This is a genomic window from Chryseobacterium edaphi (genome assembly GCF_025628985.1).
GTDB classification, from domain to species: domain Bacteria; phylum Bacteroidota; class Bacteroidia; order Flavobacteriales; family Weeksellaceae; genus Chryseobacterium; species Chryseobacterium edaphi.
Map to the genome: position 1 here is coordinate 131599 of NZ_JAOTEM010000005.1, position 20037 is coordinate 151635.

Consider the following 20037-nt stretch of genomic DNA (forward strand, 5'->3'; position numbering starts at 1 on the left):
CAAAAGCTTATTGAAAATTCAGAGGACTGATTTTTCAGAAAAATGATAGATTCTTTTATTGTAGTATGTTCAAAATCAGTATTATAAGTTCTGATTTTTAAATATTTTATAAATGTGAATCAGTCATTTTTGCTCATCAAAGGCGAGGGGATTCTTTGATTTGCTAAAATAGTTTTTTAAATTAGTGAGAAAGACATTGGAGTACTGATAATTTCAACTGTCAAAGCTTATTTTAAGCTACGCAGTAGTGAAAAGCAACTGTTTATTTCTGCTGATTAATTTTAAATTCTACTATTCTACACCTCAAAAGTACATAAAAAATGCTAATTAATATCAAAAATTAAATTTAATTATTATTATCAATAATTAATTTATGTTGTTGATTGAATAGTAATAAAACTATTTACAGTTAAAAATTTATATTTTATTTATTCTTACTTAAAGGTATTCAATAAGATATATTTAATTATATGATCTAAATTGATACCGTTTAAAAGATTGTATAAGTAAATTGTACTGGCTACCTTTGTCAACTAAAAAAAAGACTAGTCAAATGGTGAATTATCTGATTAGAAACATATTAAAACTAATAATATTAAGTTGCGTTAAGTTTTAATCAATTTTATGTTGCTTTTTTTATGAAATATGTAATTATTAGAAAAGATGAAAAATACCATCGCACTTTTTGATTTTTCAAAAAAGATCAACTACAAAAACGAACTGCTTGCAGGGTTTACGGTTGCAATGACTATGATTCCGGAGTCGCTATCTTTTGCAATTCTCGCAGGGTTATCACCATTGACGGGATTATATGCTGCTTTTATGATGGGATTGGTTACTGCGATTTTGGGCGGGCGTCCCGGAATGGTTTCCGGTGGGGCAGGAGCAACAATCGTAGTTTTGATCGCATTAATAAAAACTCATGGTGTAGAATATCTTTTTGCAACCGTTGTTCTCGCAGGTGTTTTTCAATTGTTAGTTGGTATTTTTAAGCTCGGAAAATTCGTGAGACTTATTCCTCAACCTGTAATGTATGGCTTTCTGAATGGTTTGGCAGTCATTATTTTTATGGCGCAAGTCGAACAATTTAAAATTATGGATGCAAATGGAGTTGTCGGCTGGTTGCAAGGAACATCCTTATATATAATGTTGGGTTTAACAGCATTAACTATTGCAATTGTTTATTTTTTTCCAAAAATAACAAAAGTGATCCCAGCTTCTTTGGTAGCAATCTTAATCGTTTTTGGAATTGTTTTAGGATTTAGAATTAATACAAAAACTGTTGCAGACATCGCTCACATTAGCGGAAGTCTGCCCAATTTTCATATTCCGGACATTCCTTTTTCTCTGGAAACTTTACAGATTATTTTTCCTTATGCGATGATTATGGCAGGAGTTGGTTTGATTGAATCTCTTTTAACTTTATCAATGGTAGATGAAATCACAAACTCAAAAGGAAATACCAACAAAGAATCCGTAGCACAGGGAATTGCTAATATGACAAATGGTTTTTTCGGCGGAATGGGTGGTTGTGCGATGGTTGCGCAGACTTTGGTAAATTTAAATGCGGGTTCGAGAGCCAGACTTTCAGGAATAATTGCATCAATTACCATTTTGATAATCATTCTGGTGGGTGCTCCTTTTATTGAAAGAATTCCGATGGCAGCATTAATTGGTGTGATGATGATGGTGGCGATCAGTACCTTTCAGTGGGTTTCAATAAGAATTGTCAACAAAATGCCAAAATCTGATATTTTTGTCGGAATGATAGTGGCTTTAATTACCATTGTTTTACATAATTTAGCTTTAGCGGTTTTGGTGGGAGTCATCATTTCAGCATTGGTTTTTGCCTGGGATAATGCGAAAAGAATCCGTGCAAGAAAACATGTTGACGAAAACGGAATTAAGCATTACGAAATTTCCGGACCTTTATTTTTCGGTTCTGTCACAGCTTTTACAGAAAAATTTGATCCTGAAAACGATCCCGAACAAGTAGTCATAGATTTTAAAGAAAGCCGAATTGTCGATATGAGTGCTATCGATGCCTTGGATAAATTGTCCAAAAAATATAATGAACTGAATAAAAAACTTCATTTAAAACATTTGAGTGAAGATTCTATAAAACTATTGAAAAACGCCGAAGCAGTTATTGAAGTCAATATTCAGGATGATCCGACGTACAAGGTGATGCCTGAGAAGTAGGTTGGGAGGGTTTTAGGGTTTGAGAGTTGGAGTGTTTTAGAGTTGATTGAGACCTTGTAGTCCCGAAGGAACGATTTAGAAAAGAATGTATAAATGTGATTATAAATATGATTAAAAAAAATCTGAGCAATTCACAACATTCTCAAGAAAAATTCACCATTTACGATTAACAATTCATCTTAAAAACTCAAACAAGACAAAATAAAATTTACAGCCCTATCATTAAAAATATTTAAGCAAACTTCTGATATTATTAAACTCTTAAATAATCTTAAAAAAAATACAGATTAAAAGAAAAATTTTATCTTTGGGTAGAATTGAAATTCAAACACAATTGATTTAAAAAAAAGATATGAATCATTTAAAAATCTTTTTCAATAAAAGCTAAATAAAATTTTTAACTAAACCATTTTGAAAACAGATATTGATATCCAAAACCACGCTCATTTTTCTTTTGATTTGTGGCTTACCCTGATAAAATCTCATCCAGAATTTAAAGCAAAAAGAGTTGAGCTGTTCTCCTCATTTTTTGAAGTCAATAAACCGATTGAGGAAGTTGCGAAAGTCGTAAAATATTATGATGATCTTTGTAATTCCATTAATGAAGTAATCGGTGGAAATGTAGATACTTTCGAGATTTATTTATTGATTTTAAATTCTTTAGATGTAGATTTTAAACAATTAAACAAAGAAAAATTAAATGAGTTTTACCAAAAAAGCGAAGATTTATTTTTAGAATATAAACCTGTTGTCATTTTCGAAAATTTGCATCAGTTTTTTGATGAAATTAAAAATCAGGGAAAGACCATTAATATTCTTAGCAACACAGGGTTTATCAAGGGAACAACCATGAGAAAATTCCTGATCCACGAAAATCTAGATCAGTATATTGATTTCCATATTTACTCTGATGAACTGAAAATTTCTAAACCGAATCCGCTTGTTTTTCAGGAGGTTAAAAATTTAATTAAAAATCAGGATTTAAAAATGAACCAGATTTTGCATATTGGTGATAATCCGATTGCTGATTACAAAGGTGCAAAAGATTTTGGATTCAACGCACATTTACTAAAACACACAACATAATATGAACAAAAGGTACAGCTTGCACCACATTCATTCGGCAGATGAATTTACATTTTCGCCTGCTGAATACAGCTATTTCAAGTACGGCGATAAGTCGTATGCAGAGAAATTTGCCAAAGAATTATTCGAAGGATTTATTGCTCAACATGGCGAAATTCTAAATACAGATAAAGAAATTCTCGTATTGCCAAGTCCGTATATGGCAATTCCGACGGCTTCTAATTTTTTATGTTTTTACTTCAAAAAACAACTTGATTTTTATCTTTTCCAAAAAGGAAAAAAGTCGAGTATTTTATCAAAAATAAATAGAAATCACACTTACACAACAGATTATGGAAATCTAAGTTTTGAAGATCGTAAGAATCTGATTGCCAATGATACTTATTATCTTGATAAAGATTTTCTTAGAGGAAAACTTTGTATTTTTATAGACGATATCAAAATCACGGGAAGTCACGAATTTACAGTGAATAAAATCCTGAATGAATTTGATGTACAGGCAGATTTTCTATTCATGTATTACGCTGAATTAATGAATTTTGAACTAGATCCTAAGATTGAAAACTATTTCAATTACTACGCTGTAAAAAATGTAGAACACGTTACAGAAGTAATGCTGAAGCCGAGTTTCCAGTTTAATACAAGGATTGTAAAATATATTTTGGGCTTAGAATCAAGTAATTTTGATTATCTTACGTCTAAAATAAAAAAAGAGCAGATGGATCATCTTCTCGAGTTGGCAATTAGCAACAATTATCATTTGATCAAAGAATACGAAACTAATATAAACACTTTAACACAAACAGAACTTAATTATGGCTATTAACTTACAGAAAGGACAAAGAGAAAATATAAACGCTCCCAAATTTACAATCGGTTTAGGATGGGACATCAACAATACATCAACTGGCGGAGCATTTGATTTAGACGCCTCTTTATTCCTATTGGATGACAACAAAAAACTGGTTTCAGACAATCATTTTATTTTTTATAACAACCTTGAATCTCCTGACAAAGCGGTAATTCATTCTGGTGACAATTTAACAGGTGACGGAGATGGTGATGATGAGCAGATCAAAATTGATTTGACTAAAATTGATGCTGCAGTAAAAGAAATTACAGTTGTTGTAACCATTCACGATGCAGACGCAAGAAGACAAAACTTTGGACAGGTTAGAAATTCTTTCATCAGAATTTTTAATACAGATACCAACGAGGAAATTTTAAAATACGAATTAGACGAAGATTTCTCTATCGAGACTGCAGTAGAATTCGGAAGAATATACAACAGAAACGGAGAATGGAAATTCGAAGCGGTAGGTGCTGGTCAGAGAGACGGTCTTGAGAAATTTGTATCAATGTATCAATAATCAATTATGGACAATCAAGATAATCAAAATATAGATCCGCTTCAGTCGATCGAGCCTTTGAAAACATTTGAACCGACGCCAATACCACCGACGCAACCTGCACAGCCAACACAAAATTCGGCTCCTGCAGTTTTAGTTGACAGAGACGGGAATGTGAATTTAAGTCAGATTCAGGATGCAGAGCGTCACAAATTTGAATTGTTGGCGAATGCAATTGATGAATCAAATCCTGGTTCTATCGTAAATTTTGGTTCAGATTTGCAGAAAACTTTAGCGAATCAGAGTGACAGTTTCTTAGGAAACGTTCGAAGATCAAATTCTGGTGAAGTTGGAGAGTTGATCAATAATTTATTGATTGAATTAAATTATGTTGATGTTGACGAAATCAACGGAAGCAAAGTAAAAGGTTTTCTGAGCAGACTTCCTTTCATGAAAAAGATGATGACTCAGGTAGATAATCTTTTTGCGAAATATGATAAAATTACCAGCAATATCGACCAGATTTCTCATAAAGTAAATGCAGGAATCATTACTTCTACAAAAGATAACGCCGTTTTACAGACCATTTTCGACAGCAATGTGAATTCTATCAAAGCAATTGAAGAATTGGTGATTGCCGGAAATCTGAGAATGGAAAAAGCTGCTGTAGAATTGGCCAACATGGAAACCAATGTTCAGAATTTTGCTGATTATCAGATTGCTGACAAAAGAGATTTCATCAACAGATTAGACAGAAGATTAGCTGATTTAAAAGTGGTGCGTTTAATTATGATGCAGTCGCTTCCACAGATCAGATTGGTTCAGAATAATAACGTTTCGATTGCTGAAAAAGCACAGACAATTTTGACTACAACTTTACCTGTTTGGAAAAATCAGCTTTCTTTGGCAGTTGCGATGCATAGACAGCAGCAAAATATCGAAGTTCAGCAGAAAGTATCTTCTACAACGGAGGAAATTTTGAGAAAAAATGCAGAACGATTGGGTCAGAATTCAATCAATGTAGCGAAAGCCAACGAGCAGACGATTGTTTCGGCTGAAACATTAAAAGAGACGACTGCAATGTTGATCAATACGTTGAATGAAGTAAAACAGATTCAAAAACAAGGTACAGAAAGCAGAAGAAAACTGGATCAGGATCTGCAGACTTTAGAATCAGAATTAAAAGCAAATATCAGAGGGTAAAAATAGGTTGAAAGCGTGAATGATGAGGTTGCAATCATAATGTCTCAAAGCAGAAGAAGATTAACAAAGCTTAAACTTCTCTCTAATTTCTTTGAAAATATTGAAGTTATATCGGTTTATATCAAAACGGATATTATTCATAAATTATTCGAAGAAAACAAGACTTTAGATTACAATAAATTAGAGCTTTTTCATTTGCAATATACTGACAGTCTGATAGAACTGCTCACGAAGATCAAAAAGAAAAAGGAAAATGATCTTTTAGCAGTGATTAATGAAATCAACATCAATAATCAGTATATTGACAATTTCGAAGAGAAAAAAATAGATAACTTCGAAACAGACCGAAAATTCTACAGCGGAGTTTTTTCTGAGCATTTAAGAAAACTGTATAAAGATCTCACCGAAGATAAATTTACGCTGAATTGGAATAACGTTTTATATTTTCATAAAAAATATGCCGTAGAATTCTACAGATCGGGCGCTGATGAAACAAAGCTGAAATTAGGTAACGTCCCTTCTTATCAATATCAGGATTATTCTATTGAGAGGAAATTATTAGGGAAGCTTAATATTCAGCATTTTAAAGTTCATTTCGTTTGTGGCTACAGAATTGGGCGTGATGAATATGAATTGTTCAAGATTTTTCAGTCGAATGAGCATTTCATTTTTAATATTGAGGAAAAAAGATTGTATTTAATTGATGACGAATTGTCTTATTTAGATACTTCAGAGAACGAATCGAATCAGGCTTCTGTTATGAATCAGTTGAAAAGAAGAATTGAAGAGCTCGAGGAAACCATTCATGAAAAGAAAAGAATTCTTCCGGATGGTGTAGATGCTGTTTTAAAAGATTATCTCAGAAATCTCGAAAGTGTAGATATCATGAGCAAAATATTTGACGTCAACGAAGAAACAAATATCCTTCGTGCGATGCTGAATTTGAACTTAAATAATTAAGAGAATTAAAAAGAAAAAGAATTTAATATCTATTTTACCTAAAACTTGTGAAAGACCTGTTTTTCTTTGCTGAGTGAAACGCCTTTGCGAACGAAAATTATGCAGGGGATTTAAAAAAAAACTTTGCGGACTTTGCGTTAAAGAAATAATTAAAAAATAACTAAAACAAAAAATAAATAATGGCAATTAACTTACAAAAAGGTCAGAGAATAAACCTTACAAAAGAAAACGGAACAACGCTTTCTCAAGCTTGTGTCGGTATCAATTGGGGAGCAATCGAGAAAAAAAGTTTCTTCGGTGGCGTTTCAAAAGAAGCAGTAGATTTAGATGGAAGCTGTATTTTATATGATGCCCACAAAAATGCAACGGAAGTAATCTATTTTGGGAACCTTAAATCTAAAAACGGTTCTGTAAAACACAGCGGAGACGATTTGACAGGGGACGTTGACGGAGATGACGGTCTGGATAACGAAGTAATCACCGTTGATTTTGCTAATTTAGATCCTGCTGTAGAGCATGTTGCTTTGGTTTTAAACAGTTATAAAGGTCAGGATTTCGGAACGATTCCTTTTGCATCAATTCGTATTTATGAAGGAACTCCAACCAATGTAAGAGAAGTTTTTGCTAAATACGATATTGCCAATGACAAATCTTTCAACGGTCATGTTGCAATGGTAATGGGAGTTTTTTACAAGAGAAACAACGAATGGAAATTCAATGCGATCGGAGATCCAACTGCAGACAGAAAATTGGAGCAGACGATTGAAACCGTTAAGCAAAAATATTTGTAAGATTTAAATAAAAAAAATGTCTGAAGTTATATAATTTTAGACTCAAAAAATTAAGCAATACCTGTATCTTTACAGCTATTGCTTTTATCATATAACACATATTAATATAAAGTGGAACAACATAATATTTTAGATTTACACCCTGGTTTGGTTTGGGGATTTGCGGTAACAGTAGTTATCATGCTGCTCTTAGACTTAGGAGTTTTCAATAAAAAAAGCCATGAAGTTTCTTCTAAAGAAGCAACGATCTGGTCGGTTGTCTGGATTTCCCTTTCAATGATCTTTTCCGGCGTTGTATATTGGGTTTTCAATAGCGATGGAAGTTCCGGAAGTCATGCTTTAGCAGTTGAGAAATTCACACAGTATCAAGCAGCTTATTGGATCGAGAAAGCACTTTCTGTGGATAATTTATTTGTATTTATCCTGGTTTTTGGATTCTTTAAAGTTCCTAAATTCCTTCACCATAAAGTTTTGTTCTGGGGAATTATCGGAGCTTTGATTTTTAGAGCGATCTTTATTTTTGCAGGAGTTGAATTGATTGATTTGACGTACTTACCAGAAATGAACGTATTTGGTCATCCTGTAAGAATCAACGTAGTGATGACGCTTTTTGGATTGTTCCTAATCTATGCAGGAATCAAATCTTGGGGCGACGACGGCGATGATGATAACGAAAATTACGGTGATACAGCAGGAGCAAAACTGATCAAAAGTTTCTGGAAAGTTTCCGATAACTATGTTGGGGACAAGTTCTTTACCGTACAAAACGGAATCAAAATGGCAACACCGCTATTGGTTGTAGTTGCAGTTATTGAATTTACTGATGTATTGTTTGCAGTAGATTCTATTCCGGCGATTTTTGCAATTTCAAATGACCCTTTTATCCTTTATACATCGAATATTTTTGCGATTTTAGGATTGAGATCATTGTATTTCTTGCTGGCAAATTTCATTCATATGTTTAGCAAACTTCCTTATGGTTTGGCAATTATTTTAGCTTTTATCGGTGTTAAAATGTTGATTGCACCGTGGTATCATATCTCATCACCGGTTTCGTTAGGAATTGTAGGTGGAGTTTTGGTCATCTCGGTTCTGCTTTCAATTATTTTTCCTGATAAAAAAGAAGAAGAAAAAGAAACAATAGAGTAATAAATTACAAAAGGCTTTACAATTTGTAAAGCCTTTTTTTATATTCAAATCTTAGAGTTGTTATTGAACAATTCACCATTCACTTGCGAAGCAAAATTCACTATTCACCCTACTTATATTTCAAAAGCTTATTAATCTTCTTCCTAGTCTGCAAAGAAACTTTGTAAGCTTCATCCCTTAGTTTCTGGATTTTCCCGACCGGCTGGAAAATTTCTGCACTTTCAAAAGGATTGAAAGAAAGTAATTCGTTATCACAATTATTAGGTGTAAGAAAAGAATTTTTCTCGATTTTTACTTCACCAATTTTAATGTAAGGCGAGTTTTTCCATTCACGATTTAAAATATTGATCGGTTGGTCTTTTAAATCATAACAAAACTGAATCAACACATCAGAATGATAATTTTCATAAAGGCAAAATTCTTCAATGCCTTTTTTAGTACTGAGTTTTCTTCCAAAATTTTTCTGAATGTTTTGAGGTCTCAGTTTAATCTTAATCATATGATCTCCCAAACGATACGCGCCAACAGAATGATAATCAAAAGACAGAAAAAAATCATTTCTCTTCATGAATAATTCCCAACTTTTTTCCAGAAAAGAGGTCGTGAAAATATTAGGCAAAACTTGATACAACTGTGAAATCAATTGAAAGGTATTTCCCAATTTTTTAGTGAAAAAACGATTGATCGCAGTGAAAAATTTCAAAAATTTAGAAACGGAATTTATAGGAAACAAAGGAAAATTCACCAAAGGATAATTGGCAATGGTACGATCTGCAGCATCTTTTATTTTAATAGAAAATCCGTAAGCAGGAATGTCTTTTTTATTTCGATTAATTTTCAAATGAGCATTCGAAAGTCTTATCACAACATCGTATTTTTCTTTATCAAACAGATAGAGAAGATCAGACCGCATTTCAGGATTGATGATAAACGTCCCTTTCAAAACTGCATAGGTTTTTGCATGTGCATTTCTTGTAGCATAATTAACGTCGCTGATAGACGAAGACTGCTCTACAAAGTCGGCAATACTTTTCTTTGTTTCTTCGAGGAGTTGTTTTTCTTCGTAGGTAAGCTTTTCAAAATTCTTATTATATTTTAAAGGATTGGGCATATATTTTCAAAACTCAAGTATAACGCCAAGTTTTTATTTCTACGTTACGAGAATATTAAACTTATTTGAATTTTGAGATTTTGAAGGAAATGTTTAAATTCAGGATTATTCATTGATAAAAACTTCCATCTTCCAACTTCTTTCTTCCCGCTCCAAAACCTTATCTTTGTAAAAAAAATTATGGGAGTAGCAGATTTGTTATTTAAACGTAAAAAAGAACAGGCTGAGAAAAACCTGAAAGACGGTCAGGAATATATGGCTGAATATGGTAAAAGAGAAACCGTGGTTGAATTGCCAAGCGGTTTGCAATACGAGATCATGGTTGAAGGTGATGGTCCGAAACCAGGTCCGAAATCTATGGTAAAATGCCATTACCACGGAACGACAATCGGAGGAAAGGTTTTCGACAGTTCTGTAAAAAGAGGAACTCCGGCTTCGTTTCCATTAAACAAAGTAATCAAAGGTTGGACGGAAGCTCTTCAGTTGATGCCTGTAGGAAGCAAATGGAGATTGATTATACCGCCACATTTAGCGTATGGAGATCAGCAGATCAGCAAAGAAATCGGACCCAACAGCACGCTTGTTTTCCAGGTTGAATTGTTGGATATCAAATAACTTTAGCTGATATATTTAAAAATTAAATTACCTGTTTTTCGGGTAATTTTTTTATTTAAATTAAAACAGATTGAATCATTAAATTTGTTTCTGTAAATTTTTATCAATGTCGGAATTAAAAAAAATAAGAGAACAGAAAAATCTCACTCAGGAAGAATTGGCGGAACAATCAGGCATTTCCGTGAGAACTATTCAACGTATTGAAGCAGGAACAGATCCGAAAGGTTATACTTTGAAAACCTTGGCTTCTACTCTTGAAATTTCCGAAAAGGATTTATTGATACAAGAAATTCCAAAAGAAATTATTGTTGAAAATTCTTTGCCACCGACAAAAAAAGAAGAGGTTTTTAATTCTACCTTAATCAAAATGATCAATCTTTCTTCCGTTCCTTTCGCTTGGTTTCCGATCGCCAATTTTTTACCGCCGTTATTGATTATGCTTTTGACGAAAGAGAAATCTCAAATTGTAAAGCAGATTGTTTCTCTTCAGATTTTCTTAGCCATTATTTCACCTGTTATTTTCATGATTGTCGCAATTTTAAAACTTGGATCACTTTCTGTAATGATGACAATGATCTTATTGACACTTGCAAATATTTACATTATTCTGAGAAACGCTTACGAAATTGATAAGAAACAAATTCTTCGTTATAAATTGAATTTCAATATTATATAAATCTGACATTGAATTGTCGGGTTTTTGTCGGGCTGTTTTTTTGAATTAAATCTGATTAATTCTGAATCTTTGTCAAAAATTAATCAATGACAAAAAAGCTCAAAATCAGCATTTTTATATTCCTCTTTTTTATCACAAATCTACACGCACAAGTTGCAAAAGATTCACCATTATTTTTAGAATTAAAAAGACAGGACAGCGTTTTTTTTGAACGTGGATTCAATAATTGCGACATTGCATATCTGGAAAAAACAGTTGATAATAATCTTAAATTTTATCACGACAACGGAGGTTTTCAGGATAAAAAATTGTTTTTAGAGAGAACAAAAGCAAATCTTTGTTCAAACCCCAATCAAAAACCAATTCGTAAAGTTATTGAAAGCAGTCTAGAAGTTTTCCCTTTGTATAATAATGGTGATTTGTACGGTGCGATCCAGACTGGAGAACATCAGTTTTACATTCGCGAAAAGAATAAAGAAGATGCGTTGGGTGGTCGTGCAAAATTCACCTCAGTCTGGACAAAAAAAGATGGAAATTGGATCATGAGTGACGTTCTCAGCTACGATCATGGCGGTCCCAACAAATCAAAAATTACAGATAATCTTCAACAATTATTAAAAGACAACAATATTCCGACTTTGGGATTGGGTGTGATTGAAATTGGAAAACTAACAGAAATCAAAGTTTACGGAACTCTTGATGGAAAAACTACAGCTCCTTACAACAGTCTTTTTAATGTTGCTTCTTTAACTAAACCCGTGACAGCAATGACCGTTTTGCGTTTGGTAAGTTTAGGAAAATGGAATCTTGACGAACCTATCGATAAATACTGGATTGATCCTGATATTGCAAAAGATCCGCGACATAAAAAATTAACGACAAGAATGATTTTAAGTCATCAAACGGGTTTCCCAAACTGGAGATGGCAGAAAACGGATAAAAAATTAAGTTTTGAATTTGACCCCGGAACAAAATATCAATATTCCGGTGAAGGATTTGAATATCTGCGAAAAGCGATCGAAAATAAATTTCATAAAAGTCTGAAAGATTTAGCTAAAGAGATGATTTTTCAACCATTGAAAATGGATGACACAAGCTACATTTGGAATGAAAAGAGAGATTCAGATAGAATAGTAATCGGTTATGATAAAAACGGAAAAAAATATGATATTGTAAAAAATACAAAAGCAAACGCAGCAGACGATTTGATAACTTCTGTTGAAGATTATAGTAAATTTTTAATTTCTGTAATGAATAACGACCTGCTTTCAAAGACCGTTTTTGAAGATTTGAAAACCAAACAGATTAAAACAAAAGAAAATAAATTTTTCGGACTTGGTTTTGAAATTTATGACTTGGGAAATAACGAGATTGCACTTTCTCACGGTGGTACAGATAAAGGTGTAAACACGATTGTTTTTATTTTACCTAAAACAAAACAAGGCTTAGTAATCTTTACTAATGTTGATGATGGTTACAAGGTTTATGAATCAATCATCAACCGTTATTTTGGAGATATTGGAAAAAAAATTATTGAGATTGAAACAAAATAGTTTTTAAATAAAATTTAGTACAGTTAAATTTTAATTGTAATTAATTTTGTTACAATTAAAATTTGTGTACCTTTGTGTCATCATTATGAGCAATACAAGATTCGCAACGGCGGTACATATTATGACCTTACTGGCAAAAGTTCCACAGGAGTGGCTCACTTCTGATTGGATTGCAGGAAGCATTAATGTAAATCCGGTGATTGTCCGTAAAGAATTAAGCGAATTGCGGGAAGCGGGATTAATTACAAGCAGATTAGGAAAAGACGGCGGAACGAAACTTGCAAAAAATGCTGATGAAATAAAAATTTCTGAAATCTATGCAGCCGTAAAAAACAATGAAGTTTTAGGCAAGAAAAACCAGAAACCAAATCCTGCTTGTCCGGTCGGGAAGGAGATCAATAATCATCTTTCTATGCTTTTTGAGCAGACGGATCTTTTGGTTAAAAATTTTTTGGGAGACAAATCTCTTCAGGAATTCACAGATCAGTTTGATTAAAATTTTTTGACTGAAAATGTAACAAAAATTATTACAATTAATTTTAAATAATAAATAGAATAGTATGAAAAAAGTAGCAGTAATCGGAGCCACAGGTTTCGTAGGGAAACATGTCGTTAACGAATTATCAAACAGAGGGTATGAAGTGAATGCCATCGCAAGAGACAGCTCAAAAGTTGATGCGAAAGACAATGTAAATGCGATTAATGGAGATGTAAATAATGTGGATGAATTTGCAAAAGTTTTAGAAGGAAATGATGCAGTAATCAATACTTTCAATCCTGGATGGACAAACCCAAATCTTTACGATGACTTTTTAAATGGAAGTAAAAATATTGAAAATGCAGTAGAGCAATCTGGTGTTAAAAGATTTATTACCGTTGGTGGAGCAGGAAGTTTATTCATCGATGGAAACCAATTGGTAGACGGTCCGGATTTTCCTGCAGATATAAAACCCGGAGCAACTGCTGCAAGAGATTATCTAAACATAATCAAACAAAATAATACTTTATACTGGACGTTTTTCAGCCCCGCAATCGAAATGCATCCCGGAACAGCAGGAATCAGAACCGGAAAGTATAGAACTTCTCTGGAATCGCCAGTTTTTGATGAGAACGGAAGAAGTGTTCTTTCTGTAGAAGATGTTGCTGTTGCTTTGGTTGATGAATTGGAACAGAACAACCATATTCGTGAGCGTTTTACCGCTGCTTACTAATTTTTCTCTTGATTTATAAAGTTTCGGCGGCACCTTTGGTGCCGCCGAAACTATTTTTTATTGATTAAAATGTTTATAAATTCATAAACAACTTCGGATTCACCGGCGTATTGTTTTTGTGCACTTCATAATGCAAATGTGGACCTGTCGAACGACCGGAATTTCCTGATTTTGCAATCACTTGTCCTACTTTCACTTTATCATTCGTCTTTGCAACCAATTGAGATAAATGTCCGTACAGTGTTGCTAAACCATTTCCGTGAGAAACGATGACACAGTTTCCGTAACCACCTTTTTGCCCTGAGAAAATTACAGTTCCGGCAGCAGTAGCGATAACATCTGAACCGAAAGGAACTGCGATATCCAAACCTTTGTGATACTGCATTTGGTCAGCTTCAGCAGGTGGATTGTTTTTTTCAACAGGAGTTTTTGCTAACGCAGCAGCAACAGGTTGAGAAGAAGTTGAAGGTGCAGAAGCTACAGCTTCTGTTTTTGCTTTTGGCGTCACCATAACTTTTACTTCTCGCTTATTTCCGTAACTGTCCGTTAATTCAATTGTTTTCTCGTAAGGCTCAGCTTTTACTTCAGGTCTTGGAGTTGTAGCTGCAACTGTTGATGTTTTAGTTTCAGCAATTGGTTTTACTGATGCAAAAACCGTTTTGAACGGGATAGGATTTTTTCTGATTCCGAAATTTGATGAGATGTAACCTTCAGTCGGCATTCCCAGAGGAACCTGCTGCAGTTTTTTCTGAAGATCGATCAAATATTGGCTGTATCTGTTTGACTGTTTGGCAAGATAAATTGAGTTTGAAATACTGTCGCTGTCAAGAACCATCAATTTTTCGTTCTTAATGTCTTTAGATTTTAAAAATGAGTTCAGCTGTCCAACAGTTTGGTCCACTAAATTAAGGTCTGTCTTCATTTTCAGATAATCTACACTGTCTTTTTCTGTATTTATTTTTACCAGATTGACTTCATAATTTTTATCATCTTTACCTGAATATAATTTGGCAATAAAAATACTTTGTGCAAAAACTATCAGCAAAAGTCCTCCAATCAGAACGTTTACTTTCTTTTTGCTTCCTAAAAATTTCTTCATTTTTCTTTCTTAGAATTTAAAAACCGTTTTAAGGGTGCAAATTTAGTTAAAAATTAATTTTAAGAATTATTTCTAATTAAAATCTGGAATATTTTATATTTAACGGAATTTTAATCATTTAATTGTGCAAGAATAATGGTTTTGAATCCAAAATTGCTAAAGCTTGAAAAATGAATCTAAAATTGAAATAAAATATTACAAAAAAATATAGTATCTGGAAAGGTAAATTCTATAATCATTTTAAAATTGTTATTATGCTTTTGATTTTAAAATAAAACAGGCTCAAATTAAGCCTGTTTTATTTTATAGTTCCTTTTAACGTCAAGGGAAGTATAGTGTCAAATTTAGAAAGACTTTTGTTTGTGATTAGAAAAAACTGTTTAACAATATTTCCATTATCGTTGTATTTCTTGAGGTCATATTTTACATTGATAGAAATAGTATCATTTTTGAAATAAAGTCCCGTTTTTACTTTGCTTTCAGTACAGTCACAACCGTCTCTCATGCCATATACTTTCAAAGTATCATACTTAGCATTGACATATTTAAAAGTATATTTGTATAGAGACTTTTTACTCTTATCTAAAATTCCAAAGTCATGTGTTGGATTGCTTTTATCTTCTTTAAAATTAACATCTTCAGATGTTTTGTAAGTTAGTAAACATAAAATTACAATAACCAAAACTGCAATAATTAAATATAAATATTTTCTATTCATTCTTTTTCTTCTTTTTAATGTAAACCTCCAAGCCTAACATTACATTGGTATAAATATCTAGTTTCTTAGAAAAATTGAAGCGGTTATTCCATTTTGTCATATCATTATTAAAGCTTACATAAGTTAATTTTTCCGTGTAATTTGTTAATCTAATAGCCGGACCGACCGCTACATCTTTAAATTCGTTAGGCAGCCACTTTACTGAAACCAAGACACCTTCCTCAGAGAAAGGGATATGATGATTTTCTACATTAATTTTTACTTGTCCTCTTCTTTTATTTTTAGGTGTATAGATTATCTGTTGTGTGTTTAATTTTTCTTCAGGCAAACCTGTTTTGGGATTTATCTTATAGAAATTAATTTCTAAATTAGTAAGATTAACTTTAGATTCTGTTTTATGTAAGTACAGAATTACATTACTAATTCTACCTTTTTGCTTTAAATTGTTATTAAATCTTAATCCAATCTCATATCCAGAGTATGGGTTAACAGACTTTAATCTAAAGTTAATTTCCTGTTTTAATGCAAAAGAATAGTCTATTTTCTCATAATCTTTATCATTTATAATAACAGTTTCTATGTCTGTGTATTTTAAGGTGTCTTTTTTTAATTCCTGCCCACTGATTAAAACAGTGAAAAAAAGCAAAAAGTATTTAATTATATTTCTCATGTTTTTAAAAAGGCTTTCTATAAAGAAAGCCTAAATTATTTTTTAAATTTTATTTTGTGGTTACCAACCAAGTCCAAATCCTGGACCGCACCAAACTTGCTCTGGTTCACTATCCCACTCAATTAATCCCCATAACATACTGTGATGCTTTACTACATAGTAACAGCCGTCACTCATCAAGAAAAGTTGCCCAGCACCATTACCTGGTTTTACTTGAGCTTGAGTGTTTGTAAAAGATGCACTTGCCATAAGTGCAAAAGCTGACATAATTATTAGCTTTTTCATTTTTAAAATAGTTTAATTTTTTTTCACCTACTTATTTTATCTAAGTCTTCAACTGAGAAGCTTTAAACTTTCCTTTCGGAGGCAGGTTTCCGGTTTTCTTCCTGTCTTCATATTGCGCAATATATCTTTATAAAGACTTAATATATAAGTCTTGTAATGTTATTGTTGATAAATGGCAGTTCTGATAAATTAAAGGAAGCCATTTGTGTTTTTAGGAGGTCGAAAATAAAGTTTATTTTTCAACAAACAATGAGAAATTGTAAATATTTTACATTCTTTGTTTTTTTTAGGTGAAATTATCTCTATTCAGCGATGAAACTTATTTAAGTGTTAAATTTTTAAGAAAATAAGGATTCTTAGATTTATACAGTCTCTTATTTCTTTGTTTTAATATATTTGCAATTCACATTTCAATTATGGCGAAAAAGAAAACAATTTCAGAATCTTCAAACTCAAAAAAGGCTAAAAACGACACTTGCGTAGGTGTTGTAGGAAGCGGAAGTTTCGCAACAGCAATCGTGAAAATGCTTGTTGAGAACTGTAAAACCGTGCATTGGTGCGTGAGAAGTGAATTCGTGAAAGGTGCTATTGAACTTCGCGGTCACAACCCGACTTATCTTACCGCAGTTAATTTTAATCTTAAAAACTTAAAGCTTACAACAGATATTAACGAACTTGTTTCAGCTTGTGATGTCGTGGTTTTGGCGACTCCATCGATTTATTTGTCAGATACAATGGATAAAATGACTTGTGAATACAAAGACAAAATTTTTGTTTCCGCGATCAAAGGGATTATTCCTAAAGTAAATGATGTTGTGGCACATTATCTGAAAGAAGAATTTCAAATCGGTTTCAGAAACCAAGCAGTGATTGCAGGACCTTGTCACGCAGAAGAGGTTGCAATGGAAAGACTTTCTTATCTTACGGTTGCGACTGTAGAAGATGACACTTCAGATAAATTGGTTGAGATTTTCAACTCAGATTTTATTAAAGTAAATTCGAGCAAAGATATTTTGGGGAATGAATACAGTGCAATTCTAAAAAATATTTTCGCCATCGGAGCAGGAATTGCAAGTGGTTTAGGTTACGGAGACAACTTTACAGCTGTTTTTGTATCTAACGCCATTCGTGAAATGGAAACATTTCTTGAAGCGATTTATGAAGCTCCTAGAGATGTCAACGAGAGCGCGTATTTGGGAGATTTATTGGTTACTGCATATTCATTATTCTCAAGAAATAGAAACTTAGGAAACCTCATCGGAAAAGGGTATACTGTAAAATCTGCCATTCAGTCGATGAATATGGTTGCAGAAGGATATTACGCAGCTGATTCTATTTACAAAACGGCAAAACAGAAAAATCTTGAATTACCCATCATTGACACGATTTATGCGATTTTATATGAAGGTAAAAACGCAGAGAAACAGTTCAAAAAACTGACTGCAAAATTGAATTAAGTTTGTAGAAAATTAAGATATAGAAAGACATCAGTAAATTATTTGCTGGTGTTTTTTTATGTCTAAATGTTTTTATGGTCAATAAATTTGAATTTAATTCATCGTTTTACTTTGATAAGCGTAGCGGCTTTGTGTATCTTGAAAATATACGCAATCCGATTAAAAAAAAGCTTTGTTTGCCTTTGCGATAGAAAACAGATATCATTTCGTTTATTTTTTAAAAGTCAATTTATATGTAAAATCTGCAAAATCCGTTCAATCTGCGAGAGAGATAATTTCAAAAATTCAAAACAAAATTTACCGTGTTAAAAATCATTAAACACCCATTTAATAAAAAACTTTTCCCGAAATTCGTAGTAAATTTAATGGAATGCCGAATACAATTTTAAGCAGAACACCAAAACCAAAATATGATGTTGTTTTAATCGGAGGCGGAATTATGAGTGCCACTTTAGCAACATTGCTTCACGAATTTGATCCAAATTTAAATATAGCTATCTTCGAAAGACTCGGAAGGTTTGCCAAAGAAAGTACGGCTGCCTGGAATAATGCAGGAACAGGACATTCAGCATTTTGTGAGCTGAATTATACTCCCGAAAACGAAGACGGAACCGTCGATATTTCGAAAGCAGAAAAAATCGCTGAACAGTTTGAAATTTCAAAACAATTCTGGTCATATCTGATCGATAAAAAATATATTTCGAATCCTTCAGATTTTATTAATTCTTGCGCACACATGAGTTTGGTATTTGGTGAAAAAGACTCTGAATATCTCAAAAAACGTCATGACGCAATGAAAGATTCTCCTTTATTCTCTGATATGGAGTTTTCTACCGATCATGACCAACTGAGAGAATGGATTCCTTTGGTAATGAGCAAAAGAAACGAAGCCGAAGTTCTCGCTGCCACAAAAATGGATTTGGGTACCGACGTCAATTTTGGAAGTTTAACCCGGAAAATGGGAAGACATTTGTTGGAAGATTCAAATGTTGAGGTTTTTCTTTATCATGAAGTGAAAGATATCGATCCGAGAAACGACGGAAAGTGGGAAATGAAGGTGAAAGACAGAATTCACAGTCACAAACAGGAAGTTGTTGCAGATTTTGTTTTTATCGGAGCGGGAGGTTACGCATTGCCGCTACTGGAAAGTTCAGACATTAAAGAAAGTGAAGGTTACGGAGGTTTTCCGGTTTCGGGAGAATGGTTGGTGACACACAATCCTGAGTTGGTAGAAAAACATCAGGCGAAAGTGTATACTCAGGCAACAGTCGATGCGCCGCCAATGTCGGTTCCACATTTGGATTTAAGAATTATTGACGGTAAAAAAGCCTTGTTGTTTGGACCGTTTGCAGGATTTTCAACTAAATTTTTGAAAGAAGGAAATTATCTTGATTTACCTGCAAGTGTCAATACAAAAAATATAAGATCATTGTTTGGAGCTTGGTGGCATAATATTCCTCTCACAAAATATCTGGTGCAGCAGGTTGCGATGACGAAAGCTCAGAGAATTCAGCATTTAAGGGAGTTTGTAAAAGATGCCAAAGAAGAAGATTGGGAATTGAAAGTTGCCGGACAGAGAGTTCAGGTTATCAAAAGAGACGGAAAACAAGGCGGGAAACTTGAGTTCGGAACAGAAGTCGTGGTTAATAAACAAGGGACAATTGCATCTTTGTTAGGCGCTTCTCCGGGAGCTTCCACAGCAGTTTTTGCAATGGTCAATGTTCTTGAAAAATGTTTCCCGGAAAAAATAAATGGGGAATGGAGAGAAAAATTATTGGAAATGATTCCATCTTACGGTCAGAAATTAGCTGACAATCGTGAACTTACCGAAAAAGTAAGAGCATACAGCAAAGAAAAATTAGAACTCAAACATTAAAATATAAGTAATGAGTAATGGGCAAT

Annotated in this window: 20 protein-coding genes; 15 read left to right on the forward strand and 5 right to left on the reverse strand. The window is 33.1% G+C overall.

The features are described from left to right. Positions 1 to 663: 663 nt before the first annotated feature. The 8 genes from NZ698_RS16920 (at position 664) to NZ698_RS16955 (ending at position 8740) form a co-directional block, all read left to right on the forward strand. Positions 664 to 2202 (forward strand): SulP family inorganic anion transporter, encoded by a 1539-nt coding sequence (locus NZ698_RS16920; RefSeq protein WP_263004390.1) that lies wholly within the window; start codon positions 664 to 666, stop codon positions 2200 to 2202. A 411-nt stretch (positions 2203 to 2613) separates the two neighbouring features. After that, positions 2614 to 3288: an HAD family hydrolase gene (locus NZ698_RS16925; RefSeq protein ID WP_263004391.1), complete on the forward strand. Its 675-nt coding sequence runs from the start codon at positions 2614 to 2616 to the stop codon at positions 3286 to 3288. A 1-nt stretch (position 3289) separates the two neighbouring features. Beyond that, on the forward strand, positions 3290 to 4114 hold the full coding sequence (locus NZ698_RS16930) for a phosphoribosyltransferase family protein (protein ID WP_263004393.1): 825 nt from the start codon (positions 3290 to 3292) through the stop codon (positions 4112 to 4114). Then, on the forward strand, positions 4104 to 4658 hold the full coding sequence (locus tag NZ698_RS16935) for a TerD family protein (protein ID WP_263004394.1): 555 nt from the start codon (positions 4104 to 4106) through the stop codon (positions 4656 to 4658). Before NZ698_RS16930 ends, NZ698_RS16935 begins: the two co-directional genes overlap by 11 nt. Positions 4659 to 4664: 6 nt before the next feature. Further along, positions 4665 to 5840 (forward strand): toxic anion resistance protein, encoded by a 1176-nt coding sequence (locus NZ698_RS16940; RefSeq protein ID WP_263004395.1) that lies wholly within the window; start codon positions 4665 to 4667, stop codon positions 5838 to 5840. 39 nt (positions 5841 to 5879) lie between these two features. Next, entirely contained in the window at positions 5880 to 6800 is a 921-nt protein-coding gene (locus NZ698_RS16945) for a hypothetical protein (protein WP_263004396.1), read from the forward strand. 179 nt (positions 6801 to 6979) lie between these two features. After that, a complete protein-coding gene (locus NZ698_RS16950) occupies positions 6980 to 7591 on the forward strand; it encodes a TerD family protein (protein WP_263004397.1) in 612 nt (203 codons plus the stop codon). A gap of 111 nt (positions 7592 to 7702) precedes the next feature. Next, complete coding sequence (locus NZ698_RS16955; RefSeq protein WP_263004398.1) at positions 7703 to 8740, forward strand: TerC/Alx family metal homeostasis membrane protein; 1038 nt, start codon at positions 7703 to 7705, stop codon at positions 8738 to 8740. 109 nt (positions 8741 to 8849) lie between these two features. On the opposite strand, the gene NZ698_RS16960 is transcribed toward NZ698_RS16955, so the two are convergent. Beyond that, positions 8850 to 9851 (reverse strand): catalase family protein, encoded by a 1002-nt coding sequence (locus NZ698_RS16960; protein WP_263004399.1) that lies wholly within the window; start codon positions 9849 to 9851, stop codon positions 8850 to 8852. Between the two features lie 180 nt (positions 9852 to 10031). Here NZ698_RS16960 and NZ698_RS16965 point away from each other — a divergent pair, with 180 nt between their 5' ends. The 5 genes from NZ698_RS16965 to NZ698_RS16985 all read left to right on the forward strand — a co-directional run bounded on the left by NZ698_RS16965 (position 10032) and on the right by NZ698_RS16985 (position 13906). Further along, positions 10032 to 10466 carry an FKBP-type peptidyl-prolyl cis-trans isomerase gene (locus NZ698_RS16965; RefSeq protein ID WP_263004400.1) on the forward strand — a complete coding sequence of 145 codons (435 nt, stop codon included), beginning with the start codon at positions 10032 to 10034 and terminating at the stop codon, positions 10464 to 10466. Positions 10467 to 10572: 106 nt separating this feature from the next. Next, positions 10573 to 11142 carry a helix-turn-helix domain-containing protein gene (locus tag NZ698_RS16970; protein WP_263004401.1) on the forward strand — a complete coding sequence of 190 codons (570 nt, stop codon included), beginning with the start codon at positions 10573 to 10575 and terminating at the stop codon, positions 11140 to 11142. An 86-nt stretch (positions 11143 to 11228) separates the two neighbouring features. After that, positions 11229 to 12695, forward strand: coding sequence for a serine hydrolase domain-containing protein (locus tag NZ698_RS16975; RefSeq protein ID WP_263004402.1), 1467 nt, complete (start codon positions 11229 to 11231; stop codon positions 12693 to 12695). Between the two features lie 85 nt (positions 12696 to 12780). After that, entirely contained in the window at positions 12781 to 13191 is a 411-nt protein-coding gene (locus NZ698_RS16980; RefSeq protein WP_263004403.1) for an Rrf2 family transcriptional regulator, read from the forward strand. A gap of 64 nt (positions 13192 to 13255) precedes the next feature. After that, complete coding sequence (locus NZ698_RS16985; RefSeq protein WP_263004404.1) at positions 13256 to 13906, forward strand: NAD(P)-dependent oxidoreductase; 651 nt, start codon at positions 13256 to 13258, stop codon at positions 13904 to 13906. A gap of 73 nt (positions 13907 to 13979) precedes the next feature. Here NZ698_RS16985 and NZ698_RS16990 read toward each other — a convergent pair whose 3' ends face one another. From NZ698_RS16990 to NZ698_RS17005, 4 genes are all read right to left on the reverse strand, one after another. After that, a complete protein-coding gene (locus tag NZ698_RS16990) occupies positions 13980 to 15005 on the reverse strand; it encodes a M23 family metallopeptidase (protein WP_263004405.1) in 1026 nt (341 codons plus the stop codon). 298 nt (positions 15006 to 15303) lie between these two features. Then, positions 15304 to 15723 (reverse strand): DUF1573 domain-containing protein, encoded by a 420-nt coding sequence (locus tag NZ698_RS16995; RefSeq protein ID WP_263004406.1) that lies wholly within the window; start codon positions 15721 to 15723, stop codon positions 15304 to 15306. Beyond that, positions 15716 to 16393: a hypothetical protein gene (locus NZ698_RS17000; protein ID WP_263004407.1), complete on the reverse strand. Its 678-nt coding sequence runs from the start codon at positions 16391 to 16393 to the stop codon at positions 15716 to 15718. Before NZ698_RS17000 ends, NZ698_RS16995 begins: the two co-directional genes overlap by 8 nt. A 60-nt stretch (positions 16394 to 16453) precedes the next feature. Further along, a complete protein-coding gene (locus NZ698_RS17005; RefSeq protein ID WP_263004408.1) occupies positions 16454 to 16678 on the reverse strand; it encodes a hypothetical protein in 225 nt (74 codons plus the stop codon). Positions 16679 to 17094: 416 nt separating this feature from the next. Between NZ698_RS17005 and NZ698_RS17010 the strand changes: the two genes are divergently transcribed. Then, complete coding sequence (locus NZ698_RS17010; RefSeq protein ID WP_263004409.1) at positions 17095 to 18135, forward strand: NAD(P)H-dependent glycerol-3-phosphate dehydrogenase; 1041 nt, start codon at positions 17095 to 17097, stop codon at positions 18133 to 18135. Between the two features lie 370 nt (positions 18136 to 18505). Next, positions 18506 to 20011, forward strand: a complete 1506-nt coding sequence (mqo, locus tag NZ698_RS17015; protein ID WP_263004410.1) for a malate dehydrogenase (quinone) — start codon at positions 18506 to 18508, stop codon at positions 20009 to 20011. Positions 20012 to 20037: the final 26 nt, after the last annotated feature.

Excerpts from the sequence above, each read along its gene's own strand:
- NZ698_RS16960 (WP_263004399.1), bottom strand. The coding sequence starts at position 9,851 with ATGCCCAATCCTTTAAAATATAATAAGAATTTTGAAAAGCTTACCTAC.
- NZ698_RS16990 (WP_263004405.1), bottom strand. The coding sequence starts at position 15,005 with ATGAAGAAATTTTTAGGAAGCAAAAAGAAAGTAAACGTTCTGATTGGA.
- NZ698_RS17005 (WP_263004408.1), bottom strand. The coding sequence starts at position 16,678 with ATGAAAAAGCTAATAATTATGTCAGCTTTTGCACTTATGGCAAGTGCA.
- NZ698_RS16965 (WP_263004400.1), top strand. The coding sequence starts at position 10,032 with ATGGGAGTAGCAGATTTGTTATTTAAACGTAAAAAAGAACAGGCTGAG.
- NZ698_RS16940 (WP_263004395.1), top strand. The coding sequence starts at position 4,665 with ATGGACAATCAAGATAATCAAAATATAGATCCGCTTCAGTCGATCGAG.
- NZ698_RS16985 (WP_263004404.1), top strand. The coding sequence starts at position 13,256 with ATGAAAAAAGTAGCAGTAATCGGAGCCACAGGTTTCGTAGGGAAACAT.
- NZ698_RS16995 (WP_263004406.1), bottom strand. The coding sequence starts at position 15,723 with ATGAATAGAAAATATTTATATTTAATTATTGCAGTTTTGGTTATTGTA.
- mqo (WP_263004410.1), top strand. The coding sequence starts at position 18,506 with ATGCCGAATACAATTTTAAGCAGAACACCAAAACCAAAATATGATGTT.
- NZ698_RS17000 (WP_263004407.1), bottom strand. The coding sequence starts at position 16,393 with ATGAGAAATATAATTAAATACTTTTTGCTTTTTTTCACTGTTTTAATC.
- NZ698_RS16970 (WP_263004401.1), top strand. The coding sequence starts at position 10,573 with ATGTCGGAATTAAAAAAAATAAGAGAACAGAAAAATCTCACTCAGGAA.
- NZ698_RS16975 (WP_263004402.1), top strand. The coding sequence starts at position 11,229 with ATGACAAAAAAGCTCAAAATCAGCATTTTTATATTCCTCTTTTTTATC.
- NZ698_RS16950 (WP_263004397.1), top strand. The coding sequence starts at position 6,980 with ATGGCAATTAACTTACAAAAAGGTCAGAGAATAAACCTTACAAAAGAA.
- NZ698_RS16920 (WP_263004390.1), top strand. The coding sequence starts at position 664 with ATGAAAAATACCATCGCACTTTTTGATTTTTCAAAAAAGATCAACTAC.
- NZ698_RS16945 (WP_263004396.1), top strand. The coding sequence starts at position 5,880 with ATGTCTCAAAGCAGAAGAAGATTAACAAAGCTTAAACTTCTCTCTAAT.
- NZ698_RS17010 (WP_263004409.1), top strand. The coding sequence starts at position 17,095 with ATGGCGAAAAAGAAAACAATTTCAGAATCTTCAAACTCAAAAAAGGCT.
- NZ698_RS16930 (WP_263004393.1), top strand. The coding sequence starts at position 3,290 with ATGAACAAAAGGTACAGCTTGCACCACATTCATTCGGCAGATGAATTT.
- NZ698_RS16935 (WP_263004394.1), top strand. The coding sequence starts at position 4,104 with ATGGCTATTAACTTACAGAAAGGACAAAGAGAAAATATAAACGCTCCC.
- NZ698_RS16980 (WP_263004403.1), top strand. The coding sequence starts at position 12,781 with ATGAGCAATACAAGATTCGCAACGGCGGTACATATTATGACCTTACTG.